We start from the raw sequence: 16,041 nt of genomic DNA, 5'->3' as shown, positions 1-16,041 counted from the left end.
GTCCCGGAAATCCGTCTTCCCTCCCGCATGCGGAAATGGTGGCTCCATCTGATGTTGCTGGCGGCGGTAGCCGTGGCGGCACTCGGGCTGACGCGGTTGAAGTTCGACACGGATATTCTCTCGATGTTGCCCGGCGATTTGCCGGAGGTGAAGGGGCTGAAGGCGCATCACCGCGCCTTTGCCCGGGAGGACGAGGCGATCTTGCTGGTGGAGGGAACGGGGGAGGAATCGCCTTCCGTCGCGGCAAAGTCGCTCGCGGAGGCCCTTCAGGCGGATGGCGTGGTAAAGGAAGCCCGCTGGCAGCCGCGTTGGACGGCGGAGCCGCAGGGGCTGGCCGAGTTGCTTTCCTATCTCTGGCTCAATGGCGATCCGGAACAGGCGAAGGCGCTCGCGGATAGGCTGTCGGAGGCGAATTCCCGGGCTGCGATGGAAGAGATCGTGGAGAATCTGGCGACCTCGCTCAGCGGTCAGGATCTGGCGATGCAGGCGCACGATCCCTTTGGCTTCCTCGATCACCCTGCGGTGGCGGATCTGCTGTCTGCCTCCGGCGGTGGCGGCGGGGCATTTGAGAGTGCGGATGGCACATCGCACCTCGTCTTTATCGATGCTCCGGCGGAGGTCCATGGTTATCGCCAGGCGGAAGAATGGATCGGCAAGATCCGGGCCTCGATCGCGAAGTGGGAACAGACCGAGCAGGGCAAGGGCTTCAAGGTGGGGCTGACGGGTGAGCCGGTCTTCTCCTCGGAGATCGGCATGGCGATGGAGAAGGATCTCAGCGGCTCGATCGGGCTCACGCTCACCTTGATCGGCTTGCTCTTTTGGTGGATGCAGCGGCGGCTGATGCTGCTGGGCGGGTTGATCGTGACGCTGTGCCTGGTCTTCGCAGTGGCCTTGGGCGTGGCGGGCTGGATCTACGGTGAGCTTAGTATCATGGCGCTGAGTTCCGCGGAAATCCTGATCGGCCTGGCGACGGATTACGGGCTGGTGATTTGCCAGGAAGCGAAGGTCGCGGGGCATAACAAAAAGGTGCTGCTGCATGCGAGTGGCAAGCCGGTGCTCTGCGGGGCGGCGACCACTGCGGTGGTGTTCCTCGCGCTGAATCTCGGCGGCCTGCCGGGGATGGCGCAGCTCGGCAGCATCGTGGCGTATGGATTGGTCGCGGCGGGCCTGCTGATGATCGCGTTCTACCTGCCTTGGGTGGTGAAGTTCGGGGTGAACCGCGCCCCGGCGGAAGACGAGGCGAAGTGGCTGCCGCGACGGAAGAAATCGTGGATTTTCACCGGGGTTCTGGTGGCAGCTTCCTTGGCCGTGGTGGTGATCATGGGGATGCCCGGGGTGGAGTTTGACTCGAAGATCATGCGGCCGCGGAACAGCCTGGCGATGGGCTCCTTCGAGCGGATGCAGGAGAAATTCCCGGACCGTGATTCGCGCCTGCTGCGGATCGTGGTGGAGGCGGAGGATGATGTGACGATGCTGTCCCGGCTTTCGGAAGCGGAGCAGCGACTTGATAGGGCGAAGCAGGAAGGCGTGCTCGAAGAAGCGACCTTTCCGGGTGGTTGGTGGCCGGATCCTGCGCGGCAGGAGCTGAACCGGCCCATCTTGCAGGAGATCGCGAAGCAAGCGCCGCGTCTGCTTGCCGAGGCGGATGACATCGGCTTCTCCGAGGAGGGGACGGGGCTTGGGAAAATGGTTCTCGAGATTCTGGGCAAACAAGGGCAGGGGGCCTTCTTCCCGGAGTCCCCCGCAGCGCGGGAGGTGATGCAGCTGTTCCTGCATCGCGACGAAAAGGGCGGTGGCCTGGTGATCGGAACGGTGATTCCGAAGCCGGAAGTCGAGCCGATGTCGGAGGGATATCCGCGCCTGCGTGAACTCAATGGAAACGGGATCTGGTTGAGCGGCTGGAGTCTCTTCAAACCCGCGATCTCGGGGTTGGTGAAGGACGACATGGTCAAGATGCTGCTGCCGATGGGACTGCTCCTGCTCGGGATGATGGCGGTGATCTTCCGTCGCTTCCGAGATGTGGGCTATGCCCTTCTGACGATGCTGGTGAGCATCCTGGGGATGCTTGCGATCATGCGGCTCTTCGGGTTGAAGTGGAACTTCGTGAACCTGATGGCGACACCGCTCTTGTTAGGCACCGGCATCGATTACGCGATCCACGTCACGCTGACGCTCAAGCGGACCGGGATGTGCTTCAAGGAGCTCTGGAACGGGACGGGGAAGGCGCTGCTTTTCTGTGGAGCCTCGAACGTCATCGGCTTCGGATCGCTGATCTTTTCTTCGAGCGATGCGCTGGTGAGCCTCGGTCAGGTGGCGGTGATCGGGATCCTTTTCAGTATGGCCGTATCGATCTTCCTGTTGCCGGGATGGCATGCGAGGTCACCGAAAATGTGAGCTTGGCTGCCATGTGAGCCCGCCTGTTATGCCTGTTAAAATTGGAAAAATAACAGGTGGGGATTTTGGGGAAGTGATATCCCACGCCTCCTTTGGCCAGCCTGTCTGGAGGCGGGATTTCCGAGGGGCGAAAGGTAGGATCAGTCTTACCGACATGCCGCGCAGAATAGCACCGGTGGCGTTGAGCTTTCTACTGCCAGAGTGCGCCCTTCTTGATGCCTGTCAGATCCCGTGTTTGGGCGAGGCCGGTGGAAGGAGGCAACCCGTTATGCGGGTTATGCCGTCCGTTTGATTCTGATTCCGCCAATAAGGAGGCCGAAGGCGAAGGGCAGCCAATAGAACGGAAGGTAGTGCGTGGCAAAGAATTCTATCTCCCCGATGAAAAACACGAGCCACAGGGCAAGGGCCACGCAAAGGATTGCCTATGCTTCGCCGGGACCGGTCCAGAATTGTCGTCGTAGAAGAATGCCGCTTGCGACGAGCACAAGCACCCAGACCAGAGTAGCTGAGTGGAGAAAGTGCTGGAAGAGACCCAGTGACACCATGCCGAAGAAGTACATCGCTAGCGCGAGAGCGATGCCCCGATGTCCAATCCTCGGTAGTTCTTCGGCTTGGGCCATTCCAAGCCTAGGATTAGCGCATTCCTCCGGGATCTGCAAGAGCGCGCCAGAGAGGCTTCCTAAGAAACCTCTGCCATCCGCGGTGCGACCTTTTCCTTCTCCTTTTCCTTCGCCATGGTCGGGTCGGGAAGTTCGGCGGCGGCTTTGGTGAACATGGTTTCCGCCTCAAGCTTCAGCCAGATTTTCATGCCGCCGAAGAGGTGGCGCACAGCCTTCAAATTCGGCTCGAAGGGAACGCGGACCAGATGGCGATGCTTGAGGTTATTCTTGCCGTAGGTCTCCGCGGTGAGGCGCTTGCGGGCGATGGTCTCAAGGCGCCGGTTGTAGAAGCGCATGAAGCGGGCGAAGATCGCGCCGCCGACGCCGTTGTAGGGCATGGTGGAGTATTCCTTGTCGGCATCGGCATAGACAGCGCGGACCGGACCGATGAAGTAGGCGGCGATGTCCATGAGGAAGGCCGCATGCATCAGGTCGGCATCGCCGAGATACTGGTATTTGTTCCGGTAGAGGCCGTGGAACCAACGGAAGTAGGACTGCGGGAAAATCTCATTGTGATGTGCCAATGCCATCTTGGTGCACTCGCCGCGCAGCCCCTTCAGGATGATCTTATGGGCGCAGTAGGTGCCGTGGCCGCAGTAATCGAGGCCCTGCGAATACAGGGGATCCATGAAGCCCGCGGCATCTCCCGCCATGATCCAGCCATCCCCGCAGACCTCGGTGGAGTAGTAGGGGAGGTGCTTGTAGATGCGGGCGTCATTCTCGACCGCCACGGCGTCCTCGAACATCAGCTTGCCGATGGGGTGGCGGACGAGATGTTCCTTCACGCGGGCACCGATGGAGCCTTCGCTGGGCGGAGTGAAGAGACGTTCGTCCCAAGTGACCCCGGCGGAGAAATCGCCATTCGAAAGCGGGATGATCCATGACCACCAGCCACGCCCCATCAGATGATTGGTCGCGCTGGCGCGGCCGACGCTCGGGCCGTCCTTCAGGCAAGGAGCCATCACGCGGGCCTCATGGCAATCGAGCGTGCGGACATTGCTGAAGCGCACCCACATCGAGTGCACGGGGTGATCTTCGAGCTTGCGCCAAGTGCCGCGCTGACGGGCGATGAGCGTCGCCTTACCCGAGCAATCCGCCACCCAGCCGGCTCGGATCGTGCGGGTTTCGCCTTGGTGCTTGAGGACGACGATGTTCTTCCCGGCGCCGTTCAGCTCGAAGGATTTGATCGAGGCCGGGCGCAGGAGTTCGCATCCCTCCTTCACGGCGAGTTCCAGCATGTGCTCGTCCAGCTTTGCGCGATCGAGCTGATAGGTGGGAAAGCGAGCCTGCGAGTTGGGGCCAATCTCCGAGCAACTGTTCGGGCAATCGTTGTCCGGAGTGGTGAACCACATGCGGAGGCCGTGCTTCTGGAAGTGCTCGCAGGAAAGATAGTGGGTGAGGCCGAGGACGCGGGTGATGAAACAGCCGGCCACCTCGGAGGTGGATTCGCCGACCTTGCGGTCGAAGGCTTCCGATTTCTCGACGATCAGCACGCGAGTCTCCGGGCGCGCCCGTTTCAGTAGCAGGGCGAGAGCGGATCCGGAGAAGGCGCCGCCGAAAACCACGACATCGCAGTCGATTGAAGGCGTGGAGGTTTCAGGGGCGTGAGCGACCATGGAAGAGGAGCCTCTTTGCGAAGCGCCGCGAGCCTAGCGTCATTGGAACGGCTCGGCAACTTGTCAAAATGATGGAGCGAGGTAGATGGCGCAATTTGGCGGATGATAGAGGATGGGAGCGGGATGAATTGGATGGATGGGATTGGATTTGTGATTGGGGATCAGGATGTCGCAGAGGGACACCCGGAAGGTGGCGGGGAGAAAAGAGTGCGATGGAACCTTTGGTGAGTTGGCTTCGGGGTGGGAGCGGAGAGCCGGGGATTGAGGGACGGTTCGGGCGTCCGGTTCACCGCGAAAGGGCGCGAGATCTGTAAGCAAGAACGGAAGAGGAGCGCCTAGACAGGAGCTTCTTCAGGGAGCTCGGGTTCGTCCGTTTTGCTGAAGGGTTTCTTATACCAATCCACCGCTTTCTTGAACCAGGTGACCCCGTCTTCCACCGCGAGATAAGCGGAAGGGACGAGGATCAGGGTGATGAAGGTGCCGAAAAGCATGCCGAAACCGATGGATACGGCCATGGGGTTCAGGAATTGCGCTTCGGGCGACTTATCGAAGATGGTGGGAATGAGACCGACGAAGGTGGTGGCGGAGGTCAGGAAGATCGGGCGGAAGCGCCGCGTGCCGGATTGGATCACGGCATCGAATAGATCGATGCCGGCCTTCCGCCGTTGATTGATGAAGTCCACCATCACCAGCGAGTCATTGATGGCCACGCCCGCGAGAGCCAGCAGGCCGAAGATCGAGAGATAGGACGGCGTGATGTCCATGATCAGGTGGCCGAAGAGCGCGCCGAGCACCGCGTAGGGGATGGCGATCATCACGAAAAGCGGCTGGAGGATCGACCGGAAGGGAATGGCGAGCAGCACGTAGAGCGCGACCAAAAGAGCCGCACCTGTAATCCAGAAGCGGAGACCGGTTTCACGGTGCTCCTTGATATAGCCCTTGAAGCGCCACGTCAGCTCGGGATGACCTTGCAAGAGGGCGTTGATCCGGGTCTCCAGCGAATCGGCGATCGCGACGACGTCCACGGTTTCGTCGTTCGGCTTTGCGGAGATCGTGCCGACCTGTGCGCCATCGCGGCGACGGATATCGGACTGGGCTTTTTCAAAGCGGGCGTCGGCGACCGAGCGGAACGGTGCGGCACCACCATCCGGAGTGAGCACCCGCATCTCTTCCAGGGTGTGCAGGGACTGGCGTTGCTGAAGCGGCAGGCGGACCATCACGCGCACGTCATCACGACCACGCTGGATGCGCTGGGCTTCCTCGCCGAAGAATGCGGCGCGGACCTGGTTCGCGAGATCGCGCTGGGTCAGGCCGAGCGCCTGGCCTTCCGGGCGGATAGTCACGTGAAGCTCGTCGCGGGCCCGGGAGTCATTCGTCCAGGCATCCTGGATGCCCGGGTAGGACTCCATCAACGCGGTGATCTGATCGGTGATGATTTCCTTCTCCTCGGTGGCTGGGCCACGAAGCTCGACCTCGATGGCTTCGAGCTCGTTGTCACCGCCGCCGAAGCCGCCGCCCCGGTCGCCGGAAATCCAGAATTGCTGGGCATCCTTCACCTCGCCGGTGAGCTCTTCCCAGCGCTTGGAGATATCCTTGTTCGCCGGACCGGGTTCGCTGCGTTCGTTGGGATCAAGGATCTCCATCACGACGAAGCCTTGGCGGGAATCGACGCCGCCACCGCCGCTCCAGCCGCCGGTGCTGGTGAGGATGTCCTGGATGATCGGCTTGCCGTTACCTGGATCGATCAGCTCCTTGCGAAGTAGTTCTGCCGCTGCCAGGATTTGGGACACCCGGTCGTCGGTCACATGCATCGGTGTATCGCGAGGCATCTGCAGCGAAGCCACGATGCGGTTGCGGTCGATCGATGGCATCGTGACGAAGCCGAGGCGACCGCTCTTCAGCACGGCAACGCAGATCATCGCGACCGCGGCGAAGACGGCGAGGGTGGTGTAACGGTTCCGCGTCGCGAGCAAAATGAGCGGCTTGTAGCAGCGATCAATGAAGAGCTCCAAGCCGTTCGAGATTGCGGTCTGGAAGCGGTCGAAGGTCAGGAAGAAGCGCGGCTTCAGCGTGGTGCTCTTCAGGTGACAGGGGAGCGCCAGCTTGGTTTCGATGAGGGAGAAGACGATGGTGGCGATGACCACCGGCGGGATCTGGCGGGCGAAGGTGCCGTAGAAGCCATCGAAGAACATCAGCGGCAGGAAGGCCACGCTGATGGTGATAGCGCCGAAAGTGACGGGGATGGTGACTTCCTTGGCGCCCTCGATGGCTGCTTCCAAGCCGCTCTTTCCTTCCTTCAGCTTCGTGAAAACGTTCTCCGAGGTCACGATGGCATCATCCACCACGATGCCGACCGCGATGATGAAGCCGAAGATGCTCATCGGATTCAATGTCATGCCCATCGCCGCCATGACGATGAAGGCGCCGGCGAAGGAGATGGGAATGCCGAGGACGACCCAGATGGCGATGGACGGCCGGAGGAAAAGGCCGAGGATGATCAGGACCAGAACGCTGCCCTGCAGGAGGCTTTCGAGGAGGCTGCCGATGCGGCCACGGAGCTCGATGGAGCTGTCATCCCAGACGCCGAGCTCGATTCCTTGAGGAAAGGTGGCCTTCGCGTTCTCCACGTATTCCTTCACCCGGTCCGCAATATCGAGGGCGTCCTCGTGGGGAAGGCGCAGGACCTCGACGAGGAGTGCGGGCTTGTGGTTGAAGCGGATCAGCTTGCGGTTCTCCTCGAAGTCATCGCTGATTTTCGCGACGTCGCGGAGCTTTACTTCGGCGCCATTGGTATTGCGAACGACGATGTTTTCGAAGTCCTCCCGCGAGTAGGCCTGGTTCTTCGATCGGATGACCAGCGCGCCCTCGTCCGTCTGAACCTGGCCGGCAGGAAGGTCGAGCGATGAGCGGCGGATTGCGTTCGTGAGATCGGAGAAGGTGAGGCCGAAATCGCGGAGGCGCTGCATGTCCGCCTCGATCGCGAGCTCGAAAGGGGACGCTCCCTGGATGGACGCTTGCGAAATGCCGGGAAGGCCGGTCAGGTCATCGCGGATGCGGCGGGCGGCCTGGAGCAGGTCCTTTTCGTCCATGTTCCCATAGACGGCGATCTTGATGACGTCGAACCACTTGCTGCTGTCCGGGATTTCGTAGCGGGGCGGTTCGGTTTCCTGAGGGAAGGTCGTGATCGCATCGATCAGCGGCTTCACGTCTTCCAGGAGATCCTCGGGCTTGGTGCCCTTGGTGGTTTTCAGGACCACGTTGCCGCGGCCGACGTTGGCGCGGGACTCGATTTCCTCGATACCGGGGAGGTTTTCCACCGCCCGTTCGATCGGGATGACGACGGCACTTTCCACGTCCTCCGGGCTGCCGCCGCGGTAGTTCACGTCGATCCGCACCTGGTCAAAGTGCATCGTGGGCTGCACCTCCGGCTGGACCTTTTCAAAATAGCACCATGCGCCGACGGCGATGATGATCCCCATCAGGAGATTCGAGGCGATGGAGTTGATCGCGAACCAGCGGATCATGGGACGGCTGTCTTAGGAAAGGGGAGGCGGGGCGTCGAGTGCGGGATTCGACCGCATTTCTGCCGTCCGGCTAAGAGGTTGGGACTCACGGGAAATTCCGGATTTCCGAAGACCGGAGGGCTCCTGTTTTGAAAGACTGGCCAGCAAGGTTTGCGCGGCCGTTTCCGGGGGTTCTTACGGAAAACCGGTCAGCGCCCGCGTAGCGGCTTCAAGCGGGGTTCAAGAGGCCCGGGCGAAATTTCGTGTATCCTTCCGGCCCTTGGGGACGGATCCTAGGATAGACATGTCCCTTCGTGCCCCCTTATCTATCGACCGGCTTTCGCTCCCGCTTTCTGTTGCCATCAATCCCGGCCCTGATCAGTTGATCTAACAGATTTGTGGGGCCAAGCCTCTTCGTCTGGCTTTGCCTTCGCTAAAGGGAGGCAGGCAGGGTTGAGGGGGCTGCCAAGCGATGTGCCCGGGGTTATCTTGAGTTTCTCATGAGATCTATCTTCAATCTTCTTCCTTGATCAATCTTGCAGTCTGGAAATCTAGAATCATGAAGTCCTGTGCCTACTTCGTTGGATTTATTTCAATCTTCCTCTGCCTGCCGGTGACCAAGGTGGCGGCCGTTCAGGCATTGCCCGGAGGTGCTTGGTCCTATTCCGGCCTGCAGATGGCCCAAGTTCCGCAGGAGATTGGCATCCCCCTGCTTGCCGATATCATCGCGGTGGCGGGAGGCGAAACCCACAGTGTTGCCCTGTCGCGTGGCGGACAGGTTTTCGCTTGGGGCTCAAATTCCTATGACCAATGCCGGGTTCCTCTGGATGTGGAGAGCGGAGTGACCGCCATTGCTGCCGGGGCGAGATTCACGGCGGCGCTGAAGGAGGATGGCGAGGTAAGGGTGTGGGGCGGGGGAGGAACTCATCCGGTTCTCTCCGTCCCGACGTCCGCGCGATCGGGTGTCACGCGGATCGCGGCGGGCCGCGACCACCTTCTGGCCTTGAAGGGTGGGGCGGTCCTGGCCTGGGGAATGAATGCCCATGCGCAATGTGAGGTCCCGCCGGAGGCAAGCGGAGGGGTGATTGCGATGGCGGCTGGTGATCACCATAGCTTGGCCCTGAAAGAGGATGGCTCGGTGCTGGCTTGGGGAGCAGGCTCTCCGGGCTCTCCCGCCGAGGTCCCTCACAATAACCAGAGCACGGTGCCTCAAGCTGCGGGGTCCGGGGTGGTGGCCATTTCCGCCGCCCTCCGTTACAGTGCGGCCCTGAAAGAGGACGGCAGCGTGATCGGATGGGGTGGCACGCTTCCGGCCGGCGAAGTCATCCAACTGGCAGTTCCCGGAAGCGGGATGATTTCGATCTCCGGGGGGCGGAATCATTTCACGGCGCTGAACTCCCAAGGACGCGTCTTTGCGACATTCATCAATCCGATTCTCAACTATGGGCAGGTGAGCATTCCCGAGGCGGCGATGTCAGGGGTGACGGCCATTGCGGCGGGGAGCAACCACACTCTGGCCCTCAAGGAAGACGGCACGGTGGTCGCGTGGGGAGCGGGGAGCACGAATCACCCGGGATTAATGATCGGCGACCTGCATGGAGGGCAATCCGCGGTGCCCAACGCATTGGCGGATGATGTGGAGACTGTTGCGGCCAGCTTCACCCATACCTTGGCCTTGACGGTCGGGGGTGTTGTTCATGCCTGGGGAAACAATAGCTATGGTGAAACGACCGTCCCCGCTGAGGCTTTGGAAGGAGTCGAGGCCATTGCTGTGGGCCACAATCATTCGCTGGCCCTGAAGAGTACCGGGCGCGTGATTGCCTGGGGAAGCAACCAGTATGGGCAGACCGATGTTCCTGCCGCCGCCTTGTCGGAGGTGAAAGCCGTCGCTGCCGGAGGAAACCATGCCCTGGCGCTGAAGAACAATGGCAGCGTGGTGGAGTGGGGTGGCTATTACGAAGGGCCGGTAGAGCTTCCCGTAGAGGTGCAATCGGGAATTGTTGCCATTTCCGCTGGCTATGAGTTCAGGGTGGCCTTGAACGAAAATGGCCGGGTCATTGCGTGGGGATCGAATGACCTGGGTCAGACGGATGTCCCTCCGGAGGCCCTCGCGGGCGTAGTCGCCATCGCCGCCGGAGCCGAGCACGTTTTGGCGCTCAAGGCTGACGGCAGGGTCCTTGCGTGGGGGGCAAATTACTTCGGTCAGTGCGTCGTTCCAGAGGGGGCTCTGTCGGGCGTGGTGGCGATCGCGGCGGGGGAAAGCCACAGTGTGGCCCTCAAAAGCGATGGGGAGGTAATTACTTGGGGGGCTGACCATTCCCTGCAGCGCGATCGTGGCCCGATCACCGCTCCGGTCTCGGCGATTGCGGCCGGAGGAGTCGTGACCTTCCGCCGTCTCGCGTCGGCATGGCCTTCGTTTTTCGAAGCCGCCGTTTCGGCGGGCTTGAGCGGGGAGGAAGCGGAGGCGCAGGCGATCCCCTTTCATGACGGCGTGCCCAACCTGCTGAAGTACGCTTTCAACATGGATCTTGCGGAACCGGCGGCGGAGAGTTCTTTGGCTGGTTCTTCCTCCGGCCTGCCGGTGGAAGGAATCCAGAGGGAGGGGCAGGAGCTATTCTGGAGAGTCGAATTCGTCCGACGGAAGAACTCGCTATTAGACTACAGGCCCGCCAAATCCACGAGCTTGGAGGGGGATTCTTTCATGCCCATGAGCGGGCCGGTGACCGTTGACGAAATTCCCGGTGCTCCGGCGTGGGAGCGGGTGGTGGTGAAGGAACCGATCGATCCCGCTTCGACAACGCGCTTTTTCAGCCGACTGGAAGTGACGGAAAAGCCGTGATCCGACCGAATGAACCACGGAGGCATCGTGGGGATGGAAGTCGATCGAAGATGCCTTGCGGGAGCGTGGTAAAGCCGACTCGCGCATGCCCGAGGGAGAGCACCGGACCAAGGCGGAGCAGCGCGGCCATGAGAAGTGGACCGCGGTATTCACACCTTTTCGAACACTCCCGTGGAGTCTCCGATCCGGTTTGCCTTCACGCCCATGCGGTCGAGCAGGGAGAGGTAGAGATTGGTCATCGGCGTCCCTTTCGGTGCCTCGATCACGCGACCAGGCTTGAGGGTGCCATTGCCTCGGCCGGCGAGGAGCACCGGAAGGTCATCATGGTTATGGCGGTTGCCATCGGCGATGCCGCCGCCGTAGACGATCATCGAGTGATCCAGCAGCGAACCCTCGCCGTCCGGGGTATCCCGCATCTTGCGGAGGAAGTAGGCGAGTTGCTCCACGTAGAAGCGGTCGATCTTGCCGATGCTCTCCAGGGTCTGGGGATTGCTGCGGTGGTGGGAGAGTTCGTGGTGCGCGGAATGGACCTCGATTTCCGGGAAGGTGCGGTTCGAGCCATCGTGCGCGAGCAGGAAGGAAGAGACGCGTGTGGTATCGGTCTGGAAGGCGAGGTGCATGAGGTCGAACATCATGCGCATGTGCTCGCCGTAGCCTTCCGGCACGCCGTTCGGGCGCTTGTCCTCGGGGACCTCCTTGCGGAACTTTTCGGCCTTTTCGATCCGCTGCTCCACGTCGCGGACGGCGGTGAGGTATTCGTCCATCTTGCCGCGGTCGGTGGAGCCGAGGCGCGTTTGCAGGCGCTTCGCATCTGCCATCACGAAATCGAGGATGCTCTTGCGATAGGCGCGGCGGCGGGAGTCTTCCTTCTCATTTCCGGAGCCGAACATCTTCTCGAAGACGAGGCGCGGGTCACGCTCGGCCGGAGCGGGGGTGGTGTCGTTGATCCAGGAGAGATTGAATTGATAGGCGCAGGAGTAGCCCGAGTCGCAATTGCCGGAACTGCGGGCCGGGTCGGTGGAAAGCTCCAGCGAGGAGAGTCGGGTATTCGCACCGATGTGGCGGGCGGCAATCTGGTCCACCGATTCCCCGAGCTCGACATCGGCTCCGGCGGTCTTGCGGGCCTGCACGCCGGTGAGGAAGGTGGCATTTGCGCGGGCGTGGTCGCCAGCGCCATCGCCGTTGGCGAAGGCCTTGTCGTGATCGAGACCGCGGAGGACGGAGAAGTGGTCGCGGAGATCGGCGAGCGGCTCGAGTGTTTTGGAGAGCGTGTAATCCTTCCCGGAGCCTTGCGGACGCCAGAGGTCAAGGTTCACCCCGTTCGGGATGTAGATGAAAGCCATGCGGGTCGGGGCGCCCAGCTTGGCAGCGGCCTGGGTGGCGGCTTGCAGGGAGGGAAAGGCGGGCACGGCCAAGGTGGCGGCGATGCTTTTCAGGAAGGTCCGGCGTGGTGTCATGGCGTGGTCGGGCTTGTTAGGAATCTCCGCGGCGATATTGGAAAGGCACGGAATCGATCACCGCGCGGACCAGCGCGCGGGAGTTTCCTCCGGCTTTCTCCGTGTCAGATACGATCCGGTCGAGGGCTGGCTTATCATACCAATCCAAGCCCCGGCCGAGGGCGTAGGTAAGCATTTTCGTGGCGACGGAACGGTAGAACTCCTCCTTGTGATCCTGCACGAGGGCTTTCCGGAGATCGTCCACGCCGTGGATCTCGCGACCAGTGATCAGCTTTCCGGCGGTATCAAGGTCCTTGCCGTTCTCCTGGTCGCGCCAAGCCCCGGCGGCGTCGAAGTTCTCCAAGGCGAAACCGATGGGATCCATCAGCGCGTGACAAGAGGCGCAGGATGGATCCTCGCGGTGCTTCTCCAGCTGCTCGCGCAGGCTGCGCTGGTCGCCCTTGTGTGAAGGCGGCTCGAGCTGAGGCACATTCGGCGGCGGTGGCGGTGGGGCGGTATCGAGAAGATTCTCCAGCACATATTTTCCGCGGAGCACGGGTGAAGTGCGAAGCGGATAGGAGGTGAGCAACTGGAAGGAACCCTGACCCATGATCCCGCGGCGGTGGCTGTCGGTGTGGGTCACCTTGCGGAACTTGTCACCCTCCACGCCGGGGATGCCGTAGTAGTTGGCGAGGGTTTCGTTGAGAAAGGTGAAGTCAGCGTCGAGCAGCGAGTCGATCGGCAAGCCTTCCTTCACGATATATCCGAAGAACATCTCCGTTTCCCGGCGCATGGCATCGCGGACCTTGCCATTGAACTTCGGGAACATCTTTTCCTGAGGCCGTGTGGACGGGATATCTCGCAGGCGCAGCCACTGGCCGGTGAAATTCGAGACGAACTGCCTTGAACGATCATCGTTGATGAGCCGGTCGATCTCGCTGTCGAGGTTCTTGCGAAGCTCGCCGCGGCTCGCGAGTTCCATGAGCTTCTGGTCCGGCATGGTGCTCCAGAAGAAGTAGGAAAGCCGGGTGGCGAGGACATGCTCGTCGATCTGGTGGATCTTGTCCGCCTTGTCCGGCTCCGGCTGCGGTTCCTCGCGGAAGAGAAAGGAAGGGGAGACGAGCATCGCTTCCAAGGCGAGGCGGATGCCGTGCTCGATGCCCTCTCCCTGGCTCTTCGCGAGGGCGACGAGCTGGAGGTAGCGCTTTACCTCGCCCTCCATGGTCGGACGGCGGAAGGCACGGCGGGCGAATCCATTCAATACCCTCAGCGCATAGCTATCGTCTCTCTCGCCGGGCTTGCGCTCGAGATAAATGCGCTTGTGGCTCTGGGGTTTTTCCGGAGCCGGGCCATCGAGAGGGCCGGTGATCCTCATGGCATTCACCATGAGATTGCGATCGCGGCGGCTGCGGTCGGGATAATTTTCATCCCAGTAATCGTTCATGAAGGCCGCGGTGAGTTCCACCGGTTCGTCCTTCTCGATGCGGATCTCCTCGGAGTATTCCTCCGGCTTGTCCATCCGTGCGCCGACGGACCAATCCTTGAGCTTCTTGCCATCGATGCGGAGCTCCATTAGCGGGGCGACATCCGCGCCGAAGGTGCCGCTGGCGGTGATGGTCACGCGATAGCTGCCTGCGCGCTGTGGCTTGAAGACCGTCTTCGCCTCGCCGGATTTGAAAAGATAGTGGCCGTCTTCCGAACGCTGGCCGTCGCCCTTCAGATCCTTGCCCGGGAGATCGGTCTCCGGCGGTGGCATCTCGCCGGGGATGACCGCCTTGTCCAAGGAGACGCGGGCGGCTTCGAGGTAGCGCTCGAGGTGGGCGGGGGAAAGGGTGAGGACGTCGCCGATGTTATCGAAGCCGTAGCCCGAATCATCCGGCGGAATGAGATCCATCACGTTGACGTTCACCCCGAGCAAATCGCGAAGCGTGTTTTGATACTCCACGCGGTTCAGGCGGCGCAGCGTCACGCGGCCGGGATCCGGGTGGTTCGGATCGACCGGGAATACGGCGTCGTCGATCCATGCGAGGATCTTCTTCCGTTCATCCGCTGTCGGCTGATCCTCGTCGATCGGCGGCATCAGCTGGTGCTTCAGGTGATCGCGGACCCGCTTCCAGACCTCGCGATGCTGCTGCATCTCGGAGATGGAATCGTATTTATCGATCGCCAGTTCGCCTTTCTTGATGCCATCGCCGTGGCAATCGTAGCAGTAGGTCTCGACGAGTGGCAGGACCTCCTTTTCCCAACGCGTGTCGAGATCCCCGGTGTTCCCTTGGGCGTGAAGCGTAGGGACGACGGAGAAGGTGCTCGCGATCAGGATGGAAGGAGTTTTCCGCATGCGCGCCGGGTTTTACGGCGGATTCCGCGCCAAACTCGCAGGAAATTGAAGCTTCGCGTAGGATTTGTCGGTCAGATTGAGAAGTGAGGAACCGCGGAATACCCGGGACACGCGGAAATTGGAGGAAACGAGGTGTTGCTTGCCATGGCTGCTAGCCTCGCGCTGCCATGCTTCTCCCGCCGCTGTCCGCTATTCCTCCCTGGGTGGTTTCGCTCGATGATTACGAGGGGCTTGCCAAGGAACGGGTAGAGGCTGGGGTTTGGGCCTATCTTTGCGGAGCATCCGGGGATGAAGCGACGCTGGCTGAGAACCGTGAGGCTTTCGGACGGATCAAGCTGAGTCCGAGGATTTTCCGGGATCTTTCCTCGGCGAGCACGGCTCTCACGCTCTTTGGCCGGGAGTATGCGCATCCCATCTTCATCGCGCCCACGGCTTTTCACCGGATGTTTCACCCGGAAGGAGAGCTGGCGACGGTGCTGGGGGCCTCGGCGATGGAAAGCTGCCTGACGGTGAGCACCTCCGCGAGCACAGGGATCGAGGATATTGTTTCACAGGCGACGGTGCCGCCTTGGTTTCAGCTCTACATCCAGCCGGACCGTGGTTTCACGGCGGAGCTGGTGAAGCGGGTGGAAGCGGCCGGATGTGGCGCGCTGGTGGTGACGGCGGATGCGCCGCTTTCCGGGCTGCGCAATCGCGAGCAGCGGGCGATGTTCCGGGTGCCTGCGGGAATCGAGGCGGTGAACTTGCGCGGGATGAAAGCGGTGCCGCCTTCGGATCGGGTTTTTGGCAGCGAATTGCTGGCGAGCGTGCCGGTGTGGAAGGATCTGGAATGGCTGCGATCATTGACGGGGCTCCCGGTGATCTTAAAGGGCGTGATCGATCCGGAAGACGCGGTGATTGCGGCGGATGAAGGAGTCTCCGGGATCGTGGTGTCCAATCACGGCGGACGGACCCTGGATACAGTGCCCGCCGCGATCGAGGTGCTGCCGCGGATTGCTGATCGTTTGGAGGGGGCCTTGCCGCTGCTGATGGATGGGGGGATCCGGCGGGGGACGGATATCTTGAAGGCGTTGGCGCTAGGGGCCTCGGCGGTGATGGTAGGCCGACCAGTGATTCACGGGTTGGCCGCGGCGGGGGCAACGGGCGTGGCGCACGTGCTGAAGATCCTGCGCACGGAACTGGAAATCGCGATAGCGCTGACGGGGCGGGCGACCTTGAAAGAGGTGGATCGTTCGGTGATCTGGTGATCGCCCAAG

The 16,041-nt window shown here is 61.7% G+C and carries 7 protein-coding genes; 3 read left to right on the top strand and 4 right to left on the bottom strand.

From position 1 onward, the window contains the following. The first annotated feature begins 27 nt into the window (after positions 1-27). Entirely contained in the window at positions 28-2,394 is a 2,367-nt protein-coding gene (locus HHL09_RS02470; protein ID WP_169452910.1) for an MMPL family transporter, read from the top strand. Positions 2,395-3,073: 679 nt separating this feature from the next. Here HHL09_RS02470 and HHL09_RS02465 read toward each other — a convergent pair. Both HHL09_RS02465 and HHL09_RS02460 read right to left on the bottom strand, forming a co-directional pair. Continuing rightward, positions 3,074-4,669 (bottom strand): NAD(P)/FAD-dependent oxidoreductase, encoded by a 1,596-nt coding sequence (locus HHL09_RS02465; protein ID WP_169452909.1) that lies wholly within the window; start codon positions 4,667-4,669, stop codon positions 3,074-3,076. Between the two features lie 335 nt (positions 4,670-5,004). Continuing rightward, entirely contained in the window at positions 5,005-8,193 is a 3,189-nt protein-coding gene (locus tag HHL09_RS02460) for an efflux RND transporter permease subunit (protein ID WP_169452908.1), read from the bottom strand. A 538-nt stretch (positions 8,194-8,731) separates the two neighbouring features. Between HHL09_RS02460 and HHL09_RS02455 the strand changes: the two genes are divergently transcribed. Next, positions 8,732-11,011: an RCC1 domain-containing protein gene (locus tag HHL09_RS02455; protein ID WP_169452907.1), complete on the top strand. Its 2,280-nt coding sequence runs from the start codon at positions 8,732-8,734 to the stop codon at positions 11,009-11,011. Between the two features lie 149 nt (positions 11,012-11,160). On the opposite strand, the gene HHL09_RS02450 is transcribed toward HHL09_RS02455, so the two are convergent. Together HHL09_RS02450 and HHL09_RS02445 are read right to left on the bottom strand one after the other, a co-directional pair. After that, positions 11,161-12,468 (bottom strand): DUF1552 domain-containing protein, encoded by a 1,308-nt coding sequence (locus tag HHL09_RS02450; protein ID WP_169452906.1) that lies wholly within the window; start codon positions 12,466-12,468, stop codon positions 11,161-11,163. A 16-nt stretch (positions 12,469-12,484) separates the two neighbouring features. Then, positions 12,485-14,785, bottom strand: a complete 2,301-nt coding sequence (locus HHL09_RS02445) for a DUF1592 domain-containing protein (RefSeq protein ID WP_169452905.1) — start codon at positions 14,783-14,785, stop codon at positions 12,485-12,487. Between the two features lie 167 nt (positions 14,786-14,952). Here HHL09_RS02445 and HHL09_RS02440 point away from each other — a divergent pair, with 167 nt between their 5' ends. Beyond that, a complete protein-coding gene (locus HHL09_RS02440) occupies positions 14,953-16,032 on the top strand; it encodes an alpha-hydroxy acid oxidase (RefSeq protein ID WP_169452904.1) in 1,080 nt (359 codons plus the stop codon). The last annotated feature ends 9 nt before the right edge of the window (positions 16,033-16,041 follow it).

The organism is Luteolibacter luteus (assembly GCF_012913485.1).
Lineage (GTDB): Bacteria > Verrucomicrobiota > Verrucomicrobiia > Verrucomicrobiales > Akkermansiaceae > Haloferula > Haloferula lutea.
This window is presented reverse-complemented; position numbering and strand designations above follow the sequence as displayed.

Excerpts from the sequence above, each read along its gene's own strand:
- HHL09_RS02470 (WP_169452910.1), top strand. The coding sequence starts at position 28 with ATGCGGAAATGGTGGCTCCATCTGATGTTGCTGGCGGCGGTAGCCGTG.
- HHL09_RS02465 (WP_169452909.1), bottom strand. The coding sequence starts at position 4,669 with ATGGTCGCTCACGCCCCTGAAACCTCCACGCCTTCAATCGACTGCGAT.
- HHL09_RS02460 (WP_169452908.1), bottom strand. The coding sequence starts at position 8,193 with ATGATCCGCTGGTTCGCGATCAACTCCATCGCCTCGAATCTCCTGATG.
- HHL09_RS02455 (WP_169452907.1), top strand. The coding sequence starts at position 8,732 with ATGAAGTCCTGTGCCTACTTCGTTGGATTTATTTCAATCTTCCTCTGC.
- HHL09_RS02450 (WP_169452906.1), bottom strand. The coding sequence starts at position 12,468 with ATGACACCACGCCGGACCTTCCTGAAAAGCATCGCCGCCACCTTGGCC.
- HHL09_RS02445 (WP_169452905.1), bottom strand. The coding sequence starts at position 14,785 with ATGCGGAAAACTCCTTCCATCCTGATCGCGAGCACCTTCTCCGTCGTC.
- HHL09_RS02440 (WP_169452904.1), top strand. The coding sequence starts at position 14,953 with ATGCTTCTCCCGCCGCTGTCCGCTATTCCTCCCTGGGTGGTTTCGCTC.